The organism is Delftia sp. S65, from assembly GCF_016516495.1.
GTDB classification, from domain to species: Bacteria; Pseudomonadota; Gammaproteobacteria; order Burkholderiales; family Burkholderiaceae_C; genus Comamonas; species Comamonas acidovorans.
In genome coordinates this window covers 41,100-60,251 of sequence record NZ_JACVUR010000023.1, presented here as the reverse complement: position 1 = coordinate 60,251, position 19,152 = coordinate 41,100, and the positions used below count along the sequence as shown (strand labels likewise).

General features: G+C 68.2%; 17 protein-coding genes. 12 read left to right on the top strand and 5 right to left on the bottom strand.

The genetic code is table 11. The features are described 5' to 3' along the window. Positions 1-145: 145 nt before the first annotated feature. Both IAE24_RS18335 and IAE24_RS18330 read right to left on the bottom strand, forming a co-directional pair. Positions 146-571, bottom strand: coding sequence for a hypothetical protein (locus IAE24_RS18335; RefSeq protein ID WP_096916094.1), 426 nt, complete (start codon positions 569-571; stop codon positions 146-148). A 98-nt stretch (positions 572-669) separates the two neighbouring features. Then, the gene (locus IAE24_RS18330) at positions 670-1,131 is read right to left on the bottom strand and encodes a hypothetical protein (protein WP_096916095.1); all 462 of its coding nucleotides are present in this window, start codon (positions 1,129-1,131) and stop codon (positions 670-672) included. Positions 1,132-1,786: 655 nt separating this feature from the next. On the opposite strand from IAE24_RS18330, the gene IAE24_RS18325 reads away from it, so the two are divergent. The 3 genes from IAE24_RS18325 to IAE24_RS18315 all read left to right on the top strand — a co-directional run bounded on the left by IAE24_RS18325 (position 1,787) and on the right by IAE24_RS18315 (position 6,332). After that, positions 1,787-2,566, top strand: a complete 780-nt coding sequence (locus IAE24_RS18325; RefSeq protein WP_012205218.1) for a LuxR C-terminal-related transcriptional regulator — start codon at positions 1,787-1,789, stop codon at positions 2,564-2,566. Between the two features lie 75 nt (positions 2,567-2,641). After that, the gene (locus IAE24_RS18320) at positions 2,642-3,559 is read left to right on the top strand and encodes a sensor histidine kinase (protein ID WP_233626208.1); all 918 of its coding nucleotides are present in this window, start codon (positions 2,642-2,644) and stop codon (positions 3,557-3,559) included. 145 nt (positions 3,560-3,704) lie between these two features. Beyond that, positions 3,705-6,332 (top strand): AI-2E family transporter, encoded by a 2,628-nt coding sequence (locus tag IAE24_RS18315; protein WP_199960782.1) that lies wholly within the window; start codon positions 3,705-3,707, stop codon positions 6,330-6,332. Positions 6,333-6,339: 7 nt separating this feature from the next. On the opposite strand, the gene IAE24_RS18310 is transcribed toward IAE24_RS18315, so the two are convergent. Continuing rightward, complete coding sequence (locus IAE24_RS18310; RefSeq protein WP_012205221.1) at positions 6,340-7,476, bottom strand: iron-containing alcohol dehydrogenase; 1,137 nt, start codon at positions 7,474-7,476, stop codon at positions 6,340-6,342. A gap of 333 nt (positions 7,477-7,809) precedes the next feature. On the opposite strand from IAE24_RS18310, the gene IAE24_RS18305 reads away from it, so the two are divergent. Both IAE24_RS18305 and IAE24_RS18300 read left to right on the top strand, forming a co-directional pair. After that, on the top strand, positions 7,810-8,814 hold the full coding sequence (locus IAE24_RS18305; protein WP_325100548.1) for an alpha/beta hydrolase: 1,005 nt from the start codon (positions 7,810-7,812) through the stop codon (positions 8,812-8,814). Between the two features lie 70 nt (positions 8,815-8,884). After that, positions 8,885-9,748 (top strand): YbgC/FadM family acyl-CoA thioesterase, encoded by an 864-nt coding sequence (locus IAE24_RS18300; protein ID WP_063326323.1) that lies wholly within the window; start codon positions 8,885-8,887, stop codon positions 9,746-9,748. A gap of 35 nt (positions 9,749-9,783) precedes the next feature. Here IAE24_RS18300 and ygfZ read toward each other — a convergent pair whose 3' ends face one another. Then, positions 9,784-10,731 carry a CAF17-like 4Fe-4S cluster assembly/insertion protein YgfZ gene (ygfZ, locus tag IAE24_RS18295; protein WP_034392833.1) on the bottom strand — a complete coding sequence of 316 codons (948 nt, stop codon included), beginning with the start codon at positions 10,729-10,731 and terminating at the stop codon, positions 9,784-9,786. Between the two features lie 46 nt (positions 10,732-10,777). Here ygfZ and mltG point away from each other — a divergent pair, with 46 nt between their 5' ends. The 6 genes from mltG (at position 10,778) to IAE24_RS18265 (ending at position 15,726) form a co-directional block, all read left to right on the top strand. Further along, positions 10,778-11,791, top strand: a complete 1,014-nt coding sequence (gene mltG / locus IAE24_RS18290) for an endolytic transglycosylase MltG (RefSeq protein WP_123691289.1) — start codon at positions 10,778-10,780, stop codon at positions 11,789-11,791. A gap of 57 nt (positions 11,792-11,848) precedes the next feature. Next, positions 11,849-12,535 carry a dTMP kinase gene (gene tmk / locus IAE24_RS18285; protein WP_012205226.1) on the top strand — a complete coding sequence of 229 codons (687 nt, stop codon included), beginning with the start codon at positions 11,849-11,851 and terminating at the stop codon, positions 12,533-12,535. Further along, complete coding sequence (locus IAE24_RS18280; protein ID WP_123691283.1) at positions 12,532-13,581, top strand: DNA polymerase III subunit delta'; 1,050 nt, start codon at positions 12,532-12,534, stop codon at positions 13,579-13,581. The genes tmk and IAE24_RS18280 overlap by 4 nt, the downstream gene beginning before the upstream one ends. Before the next feature lie 155 nt (positions 13,582-13,736). Further along, positions 13,737-14,096: a PilZ domain-containing protein gene (locus tag IAE24_RS18275; RefSeq protein WP_012205228.1), complete on the top strand. Its 360-nt coding sequence runs from the start codon at positions 13,737-13,739 to the stop codon at positions 14,094-14,096. Positions 14,097-14,179: 83 nt separating this feature from the next. After that, the gene (locus IAE24_RS18270; RefSeq protein ID WP_199960785.1) at positions 14,180-14,992 is read left to right on the top strand and encodes a TatD family hydrolase; all 813 of its coding nucleotides are present in this window, start codon (positions 14,180-14,182) and stop codon (positions 14,990-14,992) included. Continuing rightward, complete coding sequence (locus IAE24_RS18265; protein WP_199960787.1) at positions 14,983-15,726, top strand: ankyrin repeat domain-containing protein; 744 nt, start codon at positions 14,983-14,985, stop codon at positions 15,724-15,726. The genes IAE24_RS18270 and IAE24_RS18265 overlap by 10 nt, the downstream gene beginning before the upstream one ends. 45 nt (positions 15,727-15,771) lie before the next feature. On the opposite strand, the gene msbA is transcribed toward IAE24_RS18265, so the two are convergent. After that, positions 15,772-17,589 carry a lipid A export permease/ATP-binding protein MsbA gene (msbA, locus tag IAE24_RS18260; RefSeq protein ID WP_013802698.1) on the bottom strand — a complete coding sequence of 606 codons (1,818 nt, stop codon included), beginning with the start codon at positions 17,587-17,589 and terminating at the stop codon, positions 15,772-15,774. A gap of 189 nt (positions 17,590-17,778) precedes the next feature. On the opposite strand from msbA, the gene tolB reads away from it, so the two are divergent. Continuing rightward, the gene (gene tolB, locus IAE24_RS18255) at positions 17,779-19,098 is read left to right on the top strand and encodes a Tol-Pal system beta propeller repeat protein TolB (RefSeq protein ID WP_199960788.1); all 1,320 of its coding nucleotides are present in this window, start codon (positions 17,779-17,781) and stop codon (positions 19,096-19,098) included. The last annotated feature ends 54 nt before the right edge of the window (positions 19,099-19,152 follow it).

The following is a 19,152-nucleotide window of genomic DNA, read 5'->3' as shown; positions in this document are numbered from 1 at the left end:
CCTGGCGATGGGAGGCTGTTGCGCATGATGGACCTCTGCTGGAAAACGGCGAGCCAGGGCACAGGCGCGTACAGGCGCCGGCGCCGGAAATATGGGACGAGAGTGGCGGGGCGGCCCAGAGCCTGATGGCTGGCCGCCGGCCGCGCTATCGGCAGACGTTGACCAGATCACCTTTGAGAACCACGATCTGGTCCTTGGTGGTCTGTGGCCCGTAGCGATTGAATGCGCTTGCGTTGGTATTGCTGGCAATGTCCTGCGTGCAGGTGCGCTTCATGCCGGCACTGCTCATCGTTGTGGTGGTCACCACGTCGGCATCGGTGGCGACGCCCGGAGCATTGTTCATCGACATGGCTTCATAGCGCGCTATCTTGGCCTTGATGTTGATGGGTATGTCGGTCACGGTTTCCAGCCCCGTCGATGTCGTGGGCTTGGCCGTCGGCAGCCTCAGATAGTCCACAGGCTTGTTCAGTACCACCGGGTCTTCGCCCGGAGCGGCTGCGTGGATGGAGGGCGCTCCGAGGGCGAGCCAGGCCAACAGGGCAGCCGAGCAGAGAATGGCGGCGTTATGCATGGTGGGCTCTCCTGGTGCGGAGGGCTGGGTCGGTGCCGGGAAGGCTATGCCGGTTGGCCGGGGGCCGTCCGGCAATTGCCTTCACCCGGCAGCCAGGCTCAGCGATTGTTGTAGCAGGTCACGCAGCCGTTGTTGCTGGAGATGTTCTGCACTGCGGTGGAGCCGTTGCCGGCATAGTTGACGATGCCAGAGTTCTTGGCCGCCACGACCTGAATCGACAGGTCCTTCACGTCGACTTCGCCGTAGTTGGAGGCGAGGTTGTTGACGGCTACGGCGCCCCAGCCATTGGCGACGTTCATGATGCCGGTTCCCGAGGCTGCCACGATCTGCAGAGAGCTGCCGCCGTGGTCGATGGTTACATTGCCCGCATTGCTGGCCAGATTCTGGGAGGCCTTGCCGCCACCCGTTGCCATGTTCAGCACCCCGCTTCTGTTCAGCACCGTGACCTGGACGCTGGGTCCGTCGATTTCGATCTTGGAGCTGCTGCTGTAGCGGTTGTCTTGATCTGCCATGGCGGCGGTTGCGATCAGGCACAGGGAAAGAATTGCAAGCGATTTCATGATGGCTCCTTGGAAGAATCGGACTATCAGGAAGAGGTGTGTAAGCACCCGTTTTGCAGACACTTTGCGGAGGTTTCCGGCTTTGTCTCCCTGGACCCCTGCTCGTTGTCTGGACTCCAATGTGCTCGGGGAGATCCGTCCATTCCATCTCTTGTCCGGGGTAGCCATGAGCGCTGATCCACTTGCCGGGTACTTACCCACCCAAGCCGTTTGCAGGCAGGCTGCATCGCGTTAAAACGGCAGCCGTGCGCGATGAATGGATCTGGGTAGTTTCAAGGTGTAACGACAGAAAATTTACGGTTGCAGCTTTGCTTGGGGTCGCCGTTTCGGCGGGTGCGGGGTCTTTTGGGCAACCTGGTGTATCGAAGTGCACGCAACTGAGGCCGGCGGCGGCAACAAAGGCAGGATCGACCTTTGTCACAGGGCGGGATTGAAGGCGCGGTGCGCGGTGTCTGGATCGGCAAGATCTGCCGGACCGGCGCTCAGGAAACTCCGTAGTCGATTCCTCACACAAAAGTGTTAATTTGTAATCTACGCAATCTTTCACAAACTTCGTCAAAGATTGTGGATATCGGTTGCGATTTCTCTTAATGTGGAAAGGCAAGTCTGTGATCGGTTGCGTCATACACATGGCGTGACATTTGAGGAGAGCAGCATGAATCCATCCGACGTTCCCGCCGATGCCCGACCCCTGATCGCCGAGTCCCCTCGCGCCCAGGGCATGCTGGGCACAGGTCTGAGCTCTGCCATGTGGCCCGACTACCTGGCGGGCCAGCCCGACAAGCCCGTGCGGGTGCTGCTGGTGGACGACGATGCCCATATCCGCATGGTCATTGCGCAGGAAATCATGAACGACCCGCGCACTCTGGTCGTGGCCCAGGCCGGCAGCGTGCGCGACGGGCGCAAGGCCATCCGCCAGCATGAATTCGACGTGATGCTGGTGGACCTGAACCTGGGTGACGGCGAGGGCTTCGAGCTGCTGGACATGATGAAGACCGTGCGGCCCACGGCCGAGGCCGTCATCATCTCCGTGATGGAAAACGACGAACAGGTGCTGCGCGCCTTCGAGCTGGGCGCCACGGGCTACCTCGTCAAGAATTCCTGGTTCGGCAACTATCCGCAGGCCGTGCTGCAGGTGGCCAATGGCGGCGCATCCGTCACCCCCAGCCTGGCGCGCAGGTTGCTGCAGCGCTTCGACAAGACCCAGGGCGCCGAGCCCAAGCGCCGCACGCCCGACGAGGCAGACCGCCTGTCCACCCGCGAGCGCGAGGTGCTGCGCATGGTCGCCAGCGGCTATACCAGCGCCGAGATCGGCTCGCGCCTGATGATCAGCGCCATGACGGTCAACACGCACATCAAGAACATCTACCGCAAGCTGCAGGTGCGCACACGCGCCCAGGCGGTACGCTTTGCATCGCTGCGCGGCCTGTTCTGATCCTGGGGCGGCGTCCTGCCCGCAGCGGCCTGCCGCCGCCCGGGCCATGGCGGCCGCGCCTGGCACGGCTTGGCCATGAAAGATCCCCTTCGCACGCTGGCCATCTGCCTGGCCCTGGGCCTGCTGCAGATCCTGGGCCTGTGCGCCTGGCTATGGCAGGCGGGCGCCAAGGCCCCGCCGTGGCTGAGCCTGGCCAGCCTGGCGCTGCTGGTATCCACGGCGCTGCTGTGCGCCATGGGCGCCCGGCGACTGCACAGGCTGCTGCTGTGGCGGCGCCGGCGCAGTCCCCGGCCCTCGCGCGAAGTGCAGGCCGAGCGCCGGCGCATTGCCGCCGACCTGCACGACGGCGTGGGCGGGCTGCTGGTGCATGCCATGGCCTTGCTGGACCCGCGCGAGACCCGCCAGCGCCAGGCGCAGGAATTGCTGGAGCAGGGCTTGCTGGACCTGCGGCTCATGGTGGATGCCATGGACGCCATGGAAGACGCCTTGCCCGTGCGGCTGGCGCGCCTGCGCCACCGGCTGCAGCCCGTGCTGGACCGGCGCGGCATGCGCATCTGCTGGAGCGTGGCCGATCCGCATGCCGCCGCCGGGCTGCGCGGGGTGCCGGACCTGCCCGACCTGCCAGACCTGCCAGACCTGCCGCGTGGCCAGCCGTCCCAGCAGTTGCTGGCCATCGCCCAGGAGGCCGTGAGCAATGCGCTGCAGCATGCGCGCGCCACCACGCTGTGGCTGGTGCTGGAGCCGGTGGATCGTGCAGATGCTGCAAGCCCTGGCCGCGATGCCCGGCGTGCATTGCACTGGGAACTGCGCGTGGAAGATGACGGCTGCGGCCTGCCGTCCGACCCTGGCCCTGGCCCTGCGCAGGGTGCCATCCCGCCTGGCCTGCAGGGCATGGGCCTGGCAGGCATGCATCGCCGCGCCCATGCCATCGGGGCTGTGCTGGACATCCTGCCGCGGGCCGGTGGGGGTACCGTGGTGCGTGTGCGCTGGTGATCGGGCCGATGCGCCGGCGGCAACGGCGTTCCGGCAATTGCGGTGCCCGCTGACAGGGCAGGCCTGCGGCGCGCTGTGCAATCCCCCGATATGCGGATGTGAGGCAGTATCCATACCTGCATCCAAGCCCTGACATCCCGTTTCCATGAACCCACATTCCGACCCTGCGCCGTCGCCTTCACGGCAGGCCCTTCCTGCCGCCGCCGAAGGCGGCAATGCTGCCAATGCAGCCGCTAATTCCGCCGCCCATGCCGCCACCCATGCCGATTTCGCACGCAGCGTGCGTTCGGCACTGCCGGGCCTGGCACAGCTGGCCGACATGGTGCCTGCGCTGCGCCTGCTCACCGGGCTGCTGGTGGCCAGCATCGTCATTGCCGGCCTGTATTTCGGCCAAGGGCTGCTGATTCCGCTGGCGCTGGCGCTGTTGTTCGGTTTTTTGCTGGATCCGGCCGTCTCCCGGCTCAAGCGCTGGGGCATGCCGCGCATGGCGGCCACGCTGCTGGTGGTGGTCATGGCGCTGGCGACGCTGGCAGGAATGGGTACCTATCTGGGCAGCCAGGTGCAGCAGCTCAGCGCCGATCTGCCCACCTACCAGAACACCATCCGCGACAAGCTGCGCAGCCTGCGCAGGAACGCCAACATGCCCAGTGCCTGGGACGGCGCGCTGCGCACCTATGACACCGTGGAGCGCGAGATATCGCGCGGCGCCACCACGCCCCGCGTGCAGAAGGTGGAGATCCAGTCGCCCGAGCAAAAGCCCACGGCGCGCATGCTGCAGTGGCTGGGCCGCGTGGCCGAGCCCGTGACCATGGCCGGCATCGTGCTGCTGTTCGTGATCCTCATCCTGCTGGACCGCGATGACCTGCGCGACCGGCTGCTGCGCCTGATGGGCGGCAACCTGCACGTGGCCACCGACGCGCTGGACGAGGCCTCGCAGCGCATAGGCAAGTACCTGCGCATGCAGTTCGTCGTCAACATCACCTACGGACTGCCCATGGCGGCGGGGCTGTGGTTCATTGGCGTGCCGGGCGCCATTCTCTGGGGGGTGCTGGCGGCCATCATGCGTTTCGTGCCCTATGTGGGGGCCATGATCTCGGCCGCCTTCCCGCTGGCGCTGGCCTTTGCGGTGGATCCGGGCTGGCAGATGCTGCTGATGACGCTGGGGCTGATCATGGCGCTGGAGCTGATCAGCAACAACCTCATCGAGCCCTGGCTGTATGGCAGCAGCACGGGCCTGTCCACGCTGTCCATCATTGCGGCCGCGACCTTCTGGACGGCGCTGTGGGGGCCGATAGGGCTGATCCTGTCCACCCCGCTGACAGTCTGCCTGCTGGTGCTGGGGCGCTACATCCCGGCGCTGCAATTCATGGAAGTGCTGCTGGGCAGCTCGCCCGTGCTGGGGCCGGCCCAGCGCCTGTACCAGCGCCTGCTGGCCGACGACGTGGAAGACGCGGTCACGCTGGCGCATGAACTGGTGGACGCAAGGCTGCCGGCGCGCGCCTCGGCGGACGAACGCTCGGCCGCAGTTGCCGGTTTCTATGACGAGGTGGCCATCCCCGCACTGCGCCTGGCCACGCAGCAGCACCTGGAATCGGCCACGGCCGAACACCGGCTGCGCCTGTCCAGCGGCATGGATGCCCTGATCGAGGAACTGCGCGAAAGCCATCCGCCGCCCGCTTCGGCCCTGGCCACACGCGCCCTGCGCATCCATTGCGTGGGCGCGCGCTGGGAGGTCGATGCCCTGGCAGCCGCCATGGTGGCGCACAGCGAGGCGCTGCGCGGCCACGTGGTCAGCTGCTCGGACTGGGCCCTGGCCGCCGACCCGCAATGGCGCCAGCTGGGACCGGGGCAGGGCGGCCTGCCGCAAGGCCACGCAGGAGCGCAGGCCCTGGCCGAGGCGCAGTTGCTGGTGCTGTCCGTCTTCAGCACCCAGCCCCAGACCGTGGTGCGCCAACTGATGCGCCGCGTGCGCCGCCATTGGCCGCACCTGCGCGTGGTGCTGGCGCTGTGGAATGCGCCGGCCGTGGTGTCCGACCCCGAGTTCGCGCGCCGCTGCGGCGCCGCCGCCTGCGTGTCCGGCCTGCGCGAGCTGCAGTTGTGGGTGGACGCCTTGCGCCTGCCTGACGCGGCAGGCCAGGGCCTGGCCGCGCCCATTCCCGATGACGATGAGCAGCGCGTGCGCCAGCTGCACGACAGCGGCGTGCTCGGGCCCGGCCTGCCGCCGCTGTACCACGAGGCAGCCCAGCAGGCGGCCAATGCCTTCGATGTGAAATGGGCCCAGGTCTCATGGGTCGATGCCGACCGCGTGCACACGCCCGGCAGCCTGCTGGTGGCGGACCAGGGCGACCCGGCTTCCGCCGGCATGCCGCGTGCGCAGTCCATCTGCTCCTATGTGGTCCATGGCGGTGACGCCCTGGTGGTGCATGACGCCGCGCGCGACCCCCGATTTGCCGGCAACCCCGCGTTGCAGGCCATGCGGCTGCGCTTTTACGCGGGCGTGCCGCTCAAGAACCGCCACGGCACGGTGCTGGGCAGCTTTTGCATCATGGACGACGCGCCGCGCGAGGTCTCGGCGGCCGATCTGGAACTGCTGGGCGTCATGGCCGAGCAGTTGATGCAGAACGTGGAGGTGCGCCGGATGATGGAAGCTGGCGCTGCACCGGCTCCGGTGCAGACTCCTGCACAAACTTCGGCGCAATTGACCTCCCAAACGACACCCCAGCCACCATCGTCGTCACCATCGACAACACCCCAGCCGAGTGCTGGCGGCTGAGTCCCGCTTACAGCGAGGTGGCCAGCATCTGCTCGTAGTCGTCGGCGCTGGCCAGGCGCGGGTTCGTGCCGTGGCAATGGTCCTTGAGCGCGCCGCCGATCACGGCCGCGAACTGCGCGCGCTCCACGCCCATGGCGGCCAGGCCCGTGGGCAGGCCCAGGCGGGCGTTCATGTCGCGTATGGCTTCGGGAATGTCGCTGCCCGAGTCCAGGCCCATGGCGTGGGCCATGCGCTGCAGGCGCTGTTCGGCGCGCACGCTCTCGGCCTCGGCATTGAAGCGCACCACGGCGGGCAGGAACATGGCGTTCAGCGTGCCATGGTGCAGGCGCGGGTTCACGCCGCCCAGGCTGTGGCTGAGGCTGTGCACGCAGCCCAGGCCCTTCTGGAAGGCCATGGCGCCCTGCATGCTGGCGCTCATCAGCTGGCGGCGCGCCTCGGCGTCCTGGCCGTTGCGCGTGGCACGCTCGATGTGGGCCCAGCCGCGCGTGAGGCCATCGAGCGCAATGCCGTCGGCAGGCGGGTTGAAGGCCGCCGCCATGAAGGTCTCCATGCAATGGGCGATGGCGTCCATGCCCGTGGCGGCCGTCAGCATGGCGGGCAGGCCGTAGGTCAGTTCCGGGTCGCAGATGGCGGCACGGGGCACCAGGTGCCAGCTGTGAAAGCCCAGCTTGCGGTGGTCGTCCACGATGATGATGGCGCCGCGCGCCACCTCGCTGCCCGTGCCGCTGGTGGTGGGCACGGCGATCAGCGGGGCCACACGCTCGCTGATGCGCGGCGAGCCTCCCTCGATGGTGGCGTAGTGCGACAGCGGCCCTTCGTGCGTGGCTGCAATCGCCACGCCCTTGGCGCAGTCGATGGCGCTGCCGCCGCCCACGGCGATCAGGCCGTCGCAGCGCTGCTCCTGGTAGATGGCAGCGGCCGCGCGCACGGCGGCCTCGGTGGGGTTGGAGGGCGTCTGGTCGAACACCGCATGCGGCATGCCGCCCAGCGCATCCAGCGCCTTTTGCAGCACGCCAGCAGCCTTGACGCCCTGGTCGGTGACGATCAGCGGCCGCGTGATGCCCACGCGCTCGCACTCCTGGCGCAACAGGCGCACGGCGCCGAAGTCAAACTGGATCTGGGTGACGTAGTTGATGAAGGCCATGGTCGGTGACTCGTTGCGGGCCGTTGCGGCCCATGGTGGGGATCAGGGGGAGTGCGCCGAATCTAGACCGCGCGTGCTGCACTGCAAACAAAGCAAACCCTGAGAGGGCGCTGCGGCGGTCACGGGGGCGACAGCGCGGGCATGCGCTGCCATCGCATGGCTGCCAAGGCCTTGTGCTCGCGGCACAATGCCTGCTGCGCCGTGCCTGGTCGGCCGCACCTCGCCGGCCGCACCTCGCCGGCCGCACCTCGCCGGCCGCACCTCGCCGGCTGCACCTTGCCGGCCGCACCGAATTGCCTTGCCCGATAGTCGCTACCGAACCTGTCCCTGAACGTGCTCCTGAACGTGCCCCAGACTGAATCCTCCTCCCATGCCACGCCGCTGCCGGCGTCCCTGACCCACCAGATGCGCGATGTGCTGCGCCGCATGGAGCGCGCCGCGCGCACGCCCCTGCACCAGCTGGGCGCCGAGGGCGCACGTGCCGCCTACGAGGCGGGGGCCGGCGTGCTCGAAATTCCCAAGCCGGTTCTGCCGCGTGTCGAGGATCTGCAGATTCCCGCGCGCGATGGCGCCTTGCTGCCTGCTCGGCTCTATGCGCCCGTGGAGCGCAGCCAGGCGTCGGCCACGGGCCTGCCCGTGCTGCTGTACCTGCACGGCGGCGGCTTCACCGTGGGCAGCGTGGCCACGCACGACGTGCTGTGCCGCCAGCTGGCCCATCTGTCGGGCGCCATGGTGGTCTCGCTGGACTATCGGCGCGCGCCAGAGCACAAATTCCCCACGGCCCACAACGACGCCTGGGACGCGCTGCAGTGGCTGGCCGCGCAGGCGGCCTCGCTGGGCGCCGACCCTGCGCGCCTGGCCGTGGGCGGCGACAGCGCGGGCGGCACGCTGGCCGCAGCCTGCGCCATCCATGCGCGCGACACCGGCCTCAAGCTGGCCCTGCAACTGCTGATCTACCCGGGCACGACGGCGAACCAGGACACCGACTCGCACCGCCGCTTCGCCCACGGGCTGGTGATCGACGAGCCTGCCATCACCTGGTTCTTCGCCCAGTACCTCAACAGCCCCGCCGACCGCGAGGACTGGCGCTTTGCCCCGCTGCTGGCGCCTGACGTGGACGGCGTGGCCCCGGCCTGGATAGGCCTGGCCGAATGCGACCCGCTGGTGGACGAGGGCGTGGAATACGCCGACAAGCTGCGCATGTCCGGCGTGCCCGTGGACCTGGAGATCTACCGGGGCGTGACCCATGAATTCGTCAAGATGGGCCGCGCCATTGCCGAAGCGCGCCGTGCACATGCCGACATGGCGCGCGCCTTGGCCGACGCCTTCGCGGCCTGAAGGCCAAGACGCACCAAAGCACACCAAGACACCCCAAGACACCCCAAGACAACAGGAGAGAAACACCCCCATGCAACGCCAAGATTTCCGCACGCTGCAACGCATCGAAGTGCGCTGGTCCGAAGTGGACGCCCAGAAGATCGTCTTCAACGCCCACTACCTGATGTACGCCGACGTGGCCGTCACCGACTACTGGCGCCAGCTGGGCCTGCCCTATGAATCGTCCTTCGCGGCCCTGGGCGGCGAGCTGTTCGTCAAGAAGGCCACCACCACCTACCACGCATCGGCCACGCTGGGCGATGTGCTGCATGTGGGCATACGCTGTGCCAGGCAGGGCAATACCTCTCTGCTGTTCGAGGCCGGCATCTTCCGCGGCATGGAACTGCTCAATACCGTGGAACTGGTCTATGTGTTCGCCGATGCCACCACGCGCCAGCCGCTGCCCGTGCCGCAGCAGCTGCGCGACGTGCTCACGGCCTATGAGGCCGGCCAGAGCGTGGTGCGCGTGGCATCGGGCAGCTGGAACGACCTGGGCCGCGACGCCGAGCGCCTGCGCCTGGCCGTGTTCGTGCACGAGCAGGGCGTGCCGCGCGAGATCGAGATCGACGAATTCGACCCCGTGGCCCGCCACGCCGTGGTCTACAACGGCCTGGGCCAGCCGATCGCCACCGGCCGCCTGGTCAGCGACAGCCCCGGCGCGGGCAGGATCGGCCGCATGGCCGTGGACCGCAGCGTGCGCGGCGGCCGCTGGGGCCGCATCGTGCTGGACAGCCTGGTCGAAGCCTCCCGCCAGCGCGGCGACCGCGAAGTCGTGCTGCATGCGCAGCGCCATGCCGAGTCGTTCTACCTGCGCGCGGGCTTCACGCCGGAAGGCGAGCCCTATGAAGAGGCCGGCATTCCCCACATCACCATGAGGAAAGTGCTCACCGCCTGAGCTGCATGCAGCTCAGGCGGTGCAAGGCTCAAATCTCAGATGTCCTCGCGCAACGCGTAGGGCAGGGGCTTGAGCTGCAGCGCCACGGCCTGTGCGGCATCGGCGCGCTGGCCTTCGCCCAGTGCGGCGTGGGCCAGCAGGGGCTGGTCGGCCGAGCTGGTCTGCATGGAGACGATGGCGTCCCAGCCCCCGCCGGGCGCCGGGGCGGCCTGGACCACGGTGCCGGTGGCCTGCTCCAGGTCCTCGGGCGTGAAGACCTCCATGCCGGTGGCCAGCGGCTGCTGTGCATGGGCAAGGTAGGCGCGGCGCTTGAGCGTGCCCCGGAACTGGCTGCGGGCCACCACCTCCTGCCCTGGGTAGCAGCCCTTCTTGAAGTTCACGCCTTCCACCGATTCGTAGTTGAGCATCTGCGGCACAAAGGCATCCACCACAGGCGCCGACAGCGTGGCAATGCCGCTGGCGACTTCGCTCCAGAGCCAGTCGGCCTCGCTGAGTGCAGGGCCTTCGGGCAGGGGTGCGCCCACGGGCGCCACGCGCAGGGCGCGCGGCTGGCCTGCGGCCGGGTACAGGGCAATCAGGCTGGCGTCGCCGTCATCGGTCTTGGTCCAGGGCACGGCTGCCGGGCCCAGGGCCTGCGCGGCGGCATCGCCAGCCAGCCCGTGCAGCGTGAATTCGGCCGTGGCGTCGCTGAGCTTGCACTTGGCGCGCAGCACGAACATGGACAGGCGCTTGAGCGTGGGCGCCAGCAGGCTGCGGTCGCACAGCAGCAGGATCTCGTCCTTGCTGCGCTTGAAGCCGATGAAGCTGGCCAGCATGCGGCCCTTGGCCGTGCAGAACGCCGACAGACGCGCATGCTGCAGATCCAGCAGTGCGAAGTCGTTGGTCAGCTGTCCATGCAGGAACTGGGCGGCGTCTTCGCCGAGGGCGCGTATCACGCCGAGATGGGAAACGGAAGCAATGCCGTTCAGTAAAGGCTGGGTCATGGCTGAATTATGATCAGCCGCTCTATTGCTTGCTTGGACCGAGGTTGTGCGCTTTATCTTTCGCGCTTTGATGATGTTGCTGGTGCTGGCCGCCGTGCTGGCCGGTGCCGGCTGGTGGTGGCTGAACCAGCCGCTGCCGCTGGCCCAGCCCACGCTGGAGCTGGAGGTCGAGCCCGGCACCACGCCGCGTGGCGTGGCCCGCGAAGTGGTCAAGGCCGGCGTGCAGACCGATGCGCGGCTGCTGTACGCCTGGTTCCGCGTCTCGGGGCTGGACCGGCAGATCAAGGCCGGCAACTATGAGCTGACCACGGGCCTGACTCCCTATGTGCTGCTGCAAAAACTCGCGCGCGGCGAGGAATCGCTCAAGGCCCTGACCCTGGTGGAAGGCTGGAACTGGCGGCAGGTGCGCGCCGCCCTGGCCCGCGAGGAATTCCTGCGCCAGGAAAGCGCAGGCATGGACGACGCTGCCCTCATGCAGGCCCTGGGCCGCGCGGGCGTGGCGCCCGAGGGCCGCTTCTTCCCCGATACCTATACCTATGCCAAGGGCAGCTCCGACCTGGCCGTGCTGCGCCGCGCCCTGCACGCCATGGACCGGCGCCTGGCCGATGTCTGGGCGCTGCGCTCGGCCGACACGCCGCTCAAGACGCCCGACGAAGCGCTGATCCTGGCCAGCATCGTCGAGAAGGAGACCGGCCGCGCGGCCGACCGCGCACAGATTGCGGGTGTCTTCAGCAACCGCCTGCGCATCGGCATGCTGCTGCAGACCGATCCCACCGTGATCTACGGCCTGGGCGAGAAATTCGACGGCAACCTGCGCCGCCGCGACCTGCAGACCGATACTCCCTGGAACACCTACACCCGTGCGGGCCTGCCGCCCACGCCCATCGCCATGCCCGGCAAGGCCGCCCTCATGGCCGCCGTGCAGCCCGGACAGACCAAGGCGCTGTACTTTGTGGCGCGTGGCGACGGCACCAGCCATTTCAGCGCCTCGCTGGACGAGCACAACCGCGCCGTGAACCGCTACCAGCGCGGCCAGCAAAGCCCTGGGCAAAAGCCCTGAGATATTCCCCCAGGGCTGCTGCGCTTTGCGCAGCGCTTGCGTATCCTCTCTTTCCATATGACCACTGCAACTCCCGCCGGCCTGTTCATCAGCTTCGAAGGCATCGATGGCGCCGGCAAGTCCTCGCACATCGCGTCGCTGGCCCAGGCTTTCCGTGACCAGGGCCGCACGGTGACGCTCACCCGCGAGCCCGGCGGCACGCCGCTGGCCGAAAAGCTGCGCGCGCTGATGCTGCACGACGCCATGGACCCGCTGACCGAGGCCCTGATCGCCTTTGCCGCGCGACGCGACCACCTGGTGCAGGTGATCGAGCCTGCGCTGGCGCGCGGCGAAGTCGTGCTCTGCGACCGCTTCACCGATGCCACCTTTGCCTACCAGGGTGCGGGCCGGGGCTTCGACCTGCAGCCGCTGGCCACGCTGGAGCGCATGGTGCAGACGGGCACCGCCCCCCAGCCCGATCTGCTGCGCGAGCCCCACCTCACGCTCTGGTTCGACCTGCCCGCCGAGGTGGCCGCCGAGCGCCTGGCCTCGGCCCGTGTCCCGGACCGCTTCGAGTCCGAGCCCGGCAGCTTTTTCGCACGCGTGGCCCAGGGCTATGCGGCGCGCGCTGCCGCCGCGCCCCAGCGCTTTGCGCGCATCGACTCCAACGCCAGCCGGCATGCGGTCTGGCAGCAGATCACCCAGGTCATGGTGCGCCGGGGCTGGCTGGCCATCATGGTCGGCGGACAGGCAGGTGCGGCATGAGCGAGGCCCTGCCACAACCGGCCGAGACCGACACCGCCTGGATCGCCGGGCAACGCACGCGCCTGCTGGCCCAGCGCGGCCACGCCTGGCTGCTGCAGGGGCCTTCCGGCCTGGGCCAGTACGCGCTGTCGCTGTCGCTGGTGCGCGCCTGGCTGTGCGAATCGCCGTCGCCCCAGGGAGCCTGCGGCCACTGCGGCAGCTGCCACGCCATCGATGTGCGCGCCCATGCCGACCTGTGCGTGCTCATGCCCGAGGTGCAGATGATGGCGCTGGGCTGGCCGCTGCCCGAGAAGGCCCAGGCCGATATTGACGACAAGAAACGCAAGCCCAGCAAGGAAATCCGCGTCGAGGCCATGCGCGACGCCGTGGAGTTCTGCCAGCGCACCAGCGCGCGCGGGCGCGGCAAGGCCGTGCTGGTCTACCCGGCCGAGCAGATGAACGCCATCACGGCCAATGCGCTGCTCAAGACGCTGGAGGAGCCGCCGGGCGATGCCCGCTTCGTGCTGGCCAGCGAGGCGGCCCACCAGCTGCTGCCCACCATCCGCAGCCGTTGCCTGACCCACACCATGGCCTGGCCCGATCAGCAAGAGGCCCTGGACTGGCTGCAGGGGCAGGGCGTGGCCCCGGAAGCGGCTGCCGTGGCGCTGCGCGCCGCAGGCGGGCGGCCCGGCGACGCGCTGGCATTGGCGCACAGCGGTGGCGGCAAGGACATGGCCGCATGGTCCCAGTTGCCGCGTGCGCTGGCCAAGGGCGATGTGGCGGCCCTGGCCGCCTATGCTCCGCCCCATGCCGTGGAGGCTTTGCAGAAGATCTGCCACGACCTGATGGCCCTGGCCGCAGGCGCCGCGCCGCGCTACTTCACGCCAGCCGACCTGCCGTCGCGGCCGCTGGACATGGGCCTGCTGGCCGAATGGTCACGTGCCCTGGCCCAGGCTGCGCGCACGGCGGACCACCCCTTCAACGCCGGGCTCATGACCGAGGCCCTGGCCGCCGAGGCCCGGCGCGTGCTCATGTCCGGCCAGCCTGCCCGCCAACGCCGGGGATGAGGCGCGGGGGGCGTGGCGGCAGCGCAGCAGCGCAGCAGCGCAGCAGCGCGGCGGGGTGCTTTTCGCCACATGAAAGCCCGTCCTGTTAACCTACGGCCCTGGGCCCGGTGCCGATCGCGCCGGCCGCTCACCGAACCAATGTCTGCAAACCATCCATGAGCACCGCACCCACCACACCCCGTCCCAGCGTGATGCAACTGGCGATCAAGGAAAAGGCCGCGCTGTACGCCGCCTACATTCCCATGTTCGCCGAAGGGGGCGTTTTCGTGCCCACGCAGCGTGAGTACCGTCTTGGCGATGATGTCTACGTGCTGCTGACCCTGCCCGACGAGCCGCAGCGCTATCCCGTGGCCGGCCGCGTGGCGTGGATCACGCCCGCGCGCGCCTCGGGCAACCGCACGCAGGGCATAGGCATACAGTTCCCCAAGGACGAGAAGTCCGCCGAGCTCAAGGCCAAGATCGAGAACATCCTGGGCTCGGCCCTGGCCTCGGACAAGGCCACGCAGACGGTCTGAGTCCTGCCCCTGCCTCTGCCCGCATGCCGACACGGAGGAAATGCTCTCCGGTCGGCATGCCTGTTTCTGAACCACGAGATTCCATGTTTACCGATTCCCACTGCCATCTGAATTTCCCCGAGCTGCAAAGCCGCCTGCCCGAGATCCGCGAGGCCATGGCGGCCGCGCGCGTCACGCGTGCGCTGTGCATCTGCACCACGATGGAGGAATTCGGCGATGTGCACCAGCTGGCGCTGGACCACGACAATTTCTGGGCCACGGTGGGCGTGCACCCCGATACGGAACACATGACCGAGCCCAGCGTGGCCGACCTGGTCGAGCGCGCCGCACTGGCGCGCGTGGTGGCCATCGGCGAAACGGGACTGGACTACTACGGCATGGAAGACCGCAAGGGCGGGCGCACCATTGCCGACCTGGAATGGCAGCGCGAGCGCTTTCGCGTGCACATCCGCGCGGCGCGCCAGACGCAAAAGCCCCTGGTCATCCACACGCGCAGCGCCTCTGATGACACGCTGGCCATCCTGCGCGAAGAAGGCGAGGACGGCTCGGCAGGCCAGGCCGGCGGTGTCTTTCACTGCTTCACCGAGACCATGGAGGTCGCGCGTGCGGCGCTGGACCTGGGCTACTACATCTCCATGTCGGGCATCGTTACCTTCAAGAACGCCCAGCACCTGCGCGACGTGGCCGTCTTCGTGCCGGCCGACCGCCTGCTGATCGAGACCGACAGCCCCTACCTGGCGCCCGTTCCCTATCGCGGCAAGACCAACAATCCGTCCTACGTGCCTTACGTGGCACAGCAGATTGCGCAGGTGCGCGGCATGTCCGTGGAGGACGTGGCGGCCCTGACCAGTACCAACTTCGACCAGCTGTTCAAGGGGGTTGTCGCATGCGACTGAATGCTGCGGCCAGTGGCCGCGTGGGCATGGGCGTGGACGTGCACCGGCGCCACTGGCTGGCCCAGGCCGGCCAGGCCGTAGTGGCCCTGGCCGCAGCCAGCGGCGGGCTGGCGCATGCCAGCCAGTACGACGACTACGTGCGCGCCATCATCAGCGACAACGAGCGCGCCATGGTCAACCTGATCTTTCGCGGCTTCGACCCCAACACCCGCGACACGCGCGGCCGCCCGGGGCTGGTGGCCGCCTTGCACCAAGGCTCGCTGGGTGTCTTCGACGTGCTGCTCAAATCCCCGGGCATCAAGGTCAACGAAGCCTCCCAGCAGGGCGAAACGCCGCTGATGATGGCCTGCATCAAGGGCCACCTGGACCTGGCAAAGGAACTCATACGCCGGGGCGCCGATGTTAACCGCCCCGGCTGGACGCCGCTGCACTACGCCACCTCGGCCGACCTGCCCAAGACGCTGGACATCGTCAAGCTGCTGCTGGACAACAGCGCCTACATCGACGCCGACTCGCCCAACGGCACCACCCCTCTGATGCTGGCCGCCCAATACAGCAGCGAAGCCGTGGTGGAGCTGCTGATCAAGGAGGGCGCCGACGTCGTCCTGCGCAACCAGCGTGGCTTCACCGCAGCCGACTTTGCCCGGCAGGTGGACCGCCAGTACATGGTGGACAAACTCACCAAGGCCATCAAGGCCGAGCGCAAGACCCAGCCTTCGCGCGGAAGCTGGTAGCAGCAAGCCAGGTGGGTGGCACTGCCGGTGCCGCTGCTGTCCAGCTCAGGTTGTGTGATTCCTGCTCAATCGGGCGTACAGGCCGTCCCGCGCCAGCAGCTCGGCATGCGTTCCCTGCTCGGCAATGCGGCCGCGCTCCATCACCACCACGCGGTCGGCATGCTCGATGGTCGAGAGCCGGTGGGCGATGACCAGGGTCGTGCGACCCTGCATCAGCCGCGTCAGCGCCTCCTGCACCAGGCGCTCGGATTCGTTGTCCAGGGCCGAGGTGGCCTCGTCCAGGATCAGGATGGGCGCATCCTTGTACAGCGCCCGTGCAATCGCCAGCCGCTGGCGCTGGCCCCCCGACAGCTGGCTGGCGTTGTGGCCCACCACCGTCTGCAGGCCGTTGGACAGGCCGCGCACATGGGAGCCCAGATTGGCGGCATCCAGCGCAGCCCACAGCTGGGCCTCGTCTTCCACCCCGCCCAGCGCCACGTTGGCGGCAATGGTGTCGTTGAACATCACGACGTCCTGGCTGACCATGGCGAACTGCTGGCGCAGCGCGGCCAGATCCCATTCGGGCAGGGGCGTGCCGTCCAGCAGCAACTGGCCGCCCGTGGGCTGCAAAAAGCGTGGCAGCAGGTTCACCAGCGTGGTCTTGCCCGCGCCGGAGGGGCCGACCAGGGCCACCACCTCGCCCGGGCGCACGCGCAAGTCCACATGGCTCAGTGCGGGTGCCTTGTCCTCGCCAAACTGCACGGACACGTCGCGCAACTCGATCTCGCCACGCGCCTTGCCGGGCACCTGCGTGCCGCCGGTCTCGTCGCCCGAGCCCTCCAGCAGATGCAGGCCCCGCTCCAGCGCCGCCACGCCACGCGTGATGGGGTTGGCCACATCGGCCAGGCGGCGGATAGGGGCAATCAGCATCAGCATGGCCGTGATGAAGGCCGCAAAGCTGCCCACCGTCACATCCTGCACATTGGCCGCAGCAGCGCCCGTGCCCCGGCTTTGCCACAGCGCGATGCAGATCACGGCCGACAGGGCGGCAGCGGCCAGCAGCTGGGTCAGCGGCGTCATGGCCGCCGAGGCGATGGTGGCCTTGATGGCTAGCTTGCGCAGCTGCCCGCTCAGGCCGCCAAAGCGCTTTTGCTGGCCCTGTTGCGCGCCATGCAGACGCACCATGCGGTGGGCCAGCACGTTCTCTTCCACCACATAGGCCAGGGAATCGGTGGCCTCCTGGCTGATCTTGGTGATGCGGTACAGGCGGCGCGACAGCGTCTTCATGATCCAGGCCACGCCCGGCACCACGGCCGCCACCACCAGCGTCAGCTGCCAGTTCAGATACAGCAGGTAGCCCAGCAGCGCCACCAGCGTGAAACCGTCGCGCGAGATGCCCAGCATGGCCTGCACCAGCAGCGTGGAGCCAGTCTGCACCTCATAGACCACGGTGTTGGACAGCGATGAGGCCGACTGGCGCGAGAACAGCGCCATATCGGCCGCCAGCAGCCGCTCGAACAGGCGCTTGCGCAGCGCCAGCATGCCCTCGTTGGCAATGCGCGCCAGCGCGTACTGGCCCACGAACTGCGACAGGCCCCGCACCAGGAACACGCCGATGATGGCCAGCGGCACCGACCACAGCGGCAGCGTGCCGTCGGTGAAGCCGCTGTCCAGCAGCGGCTGCAGCAGGGCGGGGATCAATGGCTCGGTAACCGCGCCCACCAGCGTGGCAGCCACGGCCAGCGTCCAGGCCAGGCGCTGGCCACCAAAGTAGGGTGACAGGCGCTTGAGGCGCTGCGACAGGGTCAGGGTGCTGGCGAGATCAAGGGCCGCCGGTGCGGCGGACGGCGCAGGGGCCGGCGGCGGTGAGGATGGTGCTTGCATGAAGCGCGGATTTTACGGCGGGCTTGCCTGGGGCTGCCTCATGGGGAACTGATGCGGCTGCCGGGGATCGAGAAAGCCTGGGCCGACAGACCCTACAGTGCACGTTCTTACATCGTGACGCATCCAGTGTGTGTAACATTCGCACCTGTGCAAGTACCGGGGTCTTCCCGTAGATATTGATGAATGCCAATGACTATTGACCGACTCCTTTCTCCCTCCTCCCTGGCGGCCGTGCCGCGCACTTCGCGCCGAACCCTGCTGGCCGCTCTCGCCTCAACCCCCGCAATTCCCGCGCTGGCCCAGTTCCGCGTCGAAGTGACGGGCGTGGGCCTGACCCAGTTGCCCATCGCCATTGCAGCATTCAAGGGAGAAGGGCAGGCGCCCCAGAAGATCTCGGCCATCATCCAGGCTGACCTGGAGCGCAGCGGTCAGTTCCGCGCCGTGGACACGGCCGGCGTCCAACTGGACGAAACCTCGCGCCCCGACGTTGCCATGTGGCGCCAAAAGAGCGCTGACTCGCTGGCCGTGGGCAGCATCACGCGCCTGGCCGATGGCCGCTACGACGTGCGCTTTCGCCTCTGGGACGTGGTCAAGGGCCAGGACCTGGGCGGCCAGGGCTTTGCCGTCACCACCGGCGACCTGCGCCTGGTGGCCCACCGCATCTCCGACTACATCTACGAAAAACTCACGGGCGAGAAGGGCGTGTTCTCCACGCGCATCGCCTATGTGACCAAGGCAGGCAGCAACTACCGCCTGTGGGTGGCCGATGCCGATGGCGAGAACGCCCAGTCGGCCCTGTCGAGCCCCGAACCCATCATCTCGCCTGCCTGGTCGCCCACCGGCACCCAGCTGGCCTACGTGTCCTTCGAGTCGCGCAAGCCCGTGGTCTATGTGCACGATGTGGCCAGTGGCCGCCGCCGCCTCGTTGCCAACTTCCGTGGCTCCAACAGCGCACCTGCCTGGTCGCCTGACGGCAGCTCCCTGGCCGTCACGCTCAGCCGCGACGGCGGCTCGCAGCTGTACCTGATCAGCGCCCAGGGCGGCGAGCCGCGCCGACTGATGCAAAGCAGCGGCATCGACACCGAGCCGAACTTTTCCAGCGATGGCCGCTCCATCTACTTCGTCAGCGACCGTGGCGGCGCCCCGCAGATCTACAAGGTGCCGGCCTCGGGCGGCAGTGCGGAACGCGTCACCTTCACCGGCAACTACAACATCTCGCCCAGCGTCAGCCCCGATGGAAAGTGGCTTGCCTACGTCTCGCGCGTGGGCGGCGGCTTCAAGCTCCACGTCATGGACCTGGGCACCGGCACAGTGAATGCCATCACCGACACCACGGCCGACGAAAGCCCCAGCTTCGCCCCGAACAGCCGCCTGATCGTCTACGCCACCCTGCAGCAGGGCCGCGAGTCCCTGATGACCACCACGCTCGACGGCAAGATCAAGGCGCGGCTGGCAGGGCAGGGCGGTGACATCCGCGAGCCCGACTGGGGTCCGTTCCAGCGCCAGTGACAGCCGGCTTCCCCGATTTCTTTTCAGTCAACCAGTCAACTCAGCACGAAGTCC

Bases quoted from the DNA above. Each gene is read 5' to 3' on its own strand.
- IAE24_RS18335 (WP_096916094.1), bottom strand. From the start codon at position 571: ATGCATAACGCCGCCATTCTCTGCTCGGCTGCCCTGTTGGCCTGGCTC.
- IAE24_RS18330 (WP_096916095.1), bottom strand. From the start codon at position 1,131: ATGAAATCGCTTGCAATTCTTTCCCTGTGCCTGATCGCAACCGCCGCC.
- IAE24_RS18325 (WP_012205218.1), top strand. From the start codon at position 1,787: ATGAATCCATCCGACGTTCCCGCCGATGCCCGACCCCTGATCGCCGAG.
- IAE24_RS18320 (WP_233626208.1), top strand. From the start codon at position 2,642: ATGAAAGATCCCCTTCGCACGCTGGCCATCTGCCTGGCCCTGGGCCTG.
- IAE24_RS18315 (WP_199960782.1), top strand. From the start codon at position 3,705: ATGAACCCACATTCCGACCCTGCGCCGTCGCCTTCACGGCAGGCCCTT.
- IAE24_RS18310 (WP_012205221.1), bottom strand. From the start codon at position 7,476: ATGGCCTTCATCAACTACGTCACCCAGATCCAGTTTGACTTCGGCGCC.
- IAE24_RS18300 (WP_063326323.1), top strand. From the start codon at position 8,885: ATGCAACGCCAAGATTTCCGCACGCTGCAACGCATCGAAGTGCGCTGG.
- ygfZ (WP_034392833.1), bottom strand. From the start codon at position 10,731: ATGACCCAGCCTTTACTGAACGGCATTGCTTCCGTTTCCCATCTCGGC.
- tmk (WP_012205226.1), top strand. From the start codon at position 11,849: ATGACCACTGCAACTCCCGCCGGCCTGTTCATCAGCTTCGAAGGCATC.
- IAE24_RS18280 (WP_123691283.1), top strand. From the start codon at position 12,532: ATGAGCGAGGCCCTGCCACAACCGGCCGAGACCGACACCGCCTGGATC.
- IAE24_RS18275 (WP_012205228.1), top strand. From the start codon at position 13,737: ATGAGCACCGCACCCACCACACCCCGTCCCAGCGTGATGCAACTGGCG.
- IAE24_RS18270 (WP_199960785.1), top strand. From the start codon at position 14,180: ATGTTTACCGATTCCCACTGCCATCTGAATTTCCCCGAGCTGCAAAGC.
- IAE24_RS18265 (WP_199960787.1), top strand. From the start codon at position 14,983: ATGCGACTGAATGCTGCGGCCAGTGGCCGCGTGGGCATGGGCGTGGAC.
- msbA (WP_013802698.1), bottom strand. From the start codon at position 17,589: ATGCAAGCACCATCCTCACCGCCGCCGGCCCCTGCGCCGTCCGCCGCA.
- tolB (WP_199960788.1), top strand. From the start codon at position 17,779: ATGACTATTGACCGACTCCTTTCTCCCTCCTCCCTGGCGGCCGTGCCG.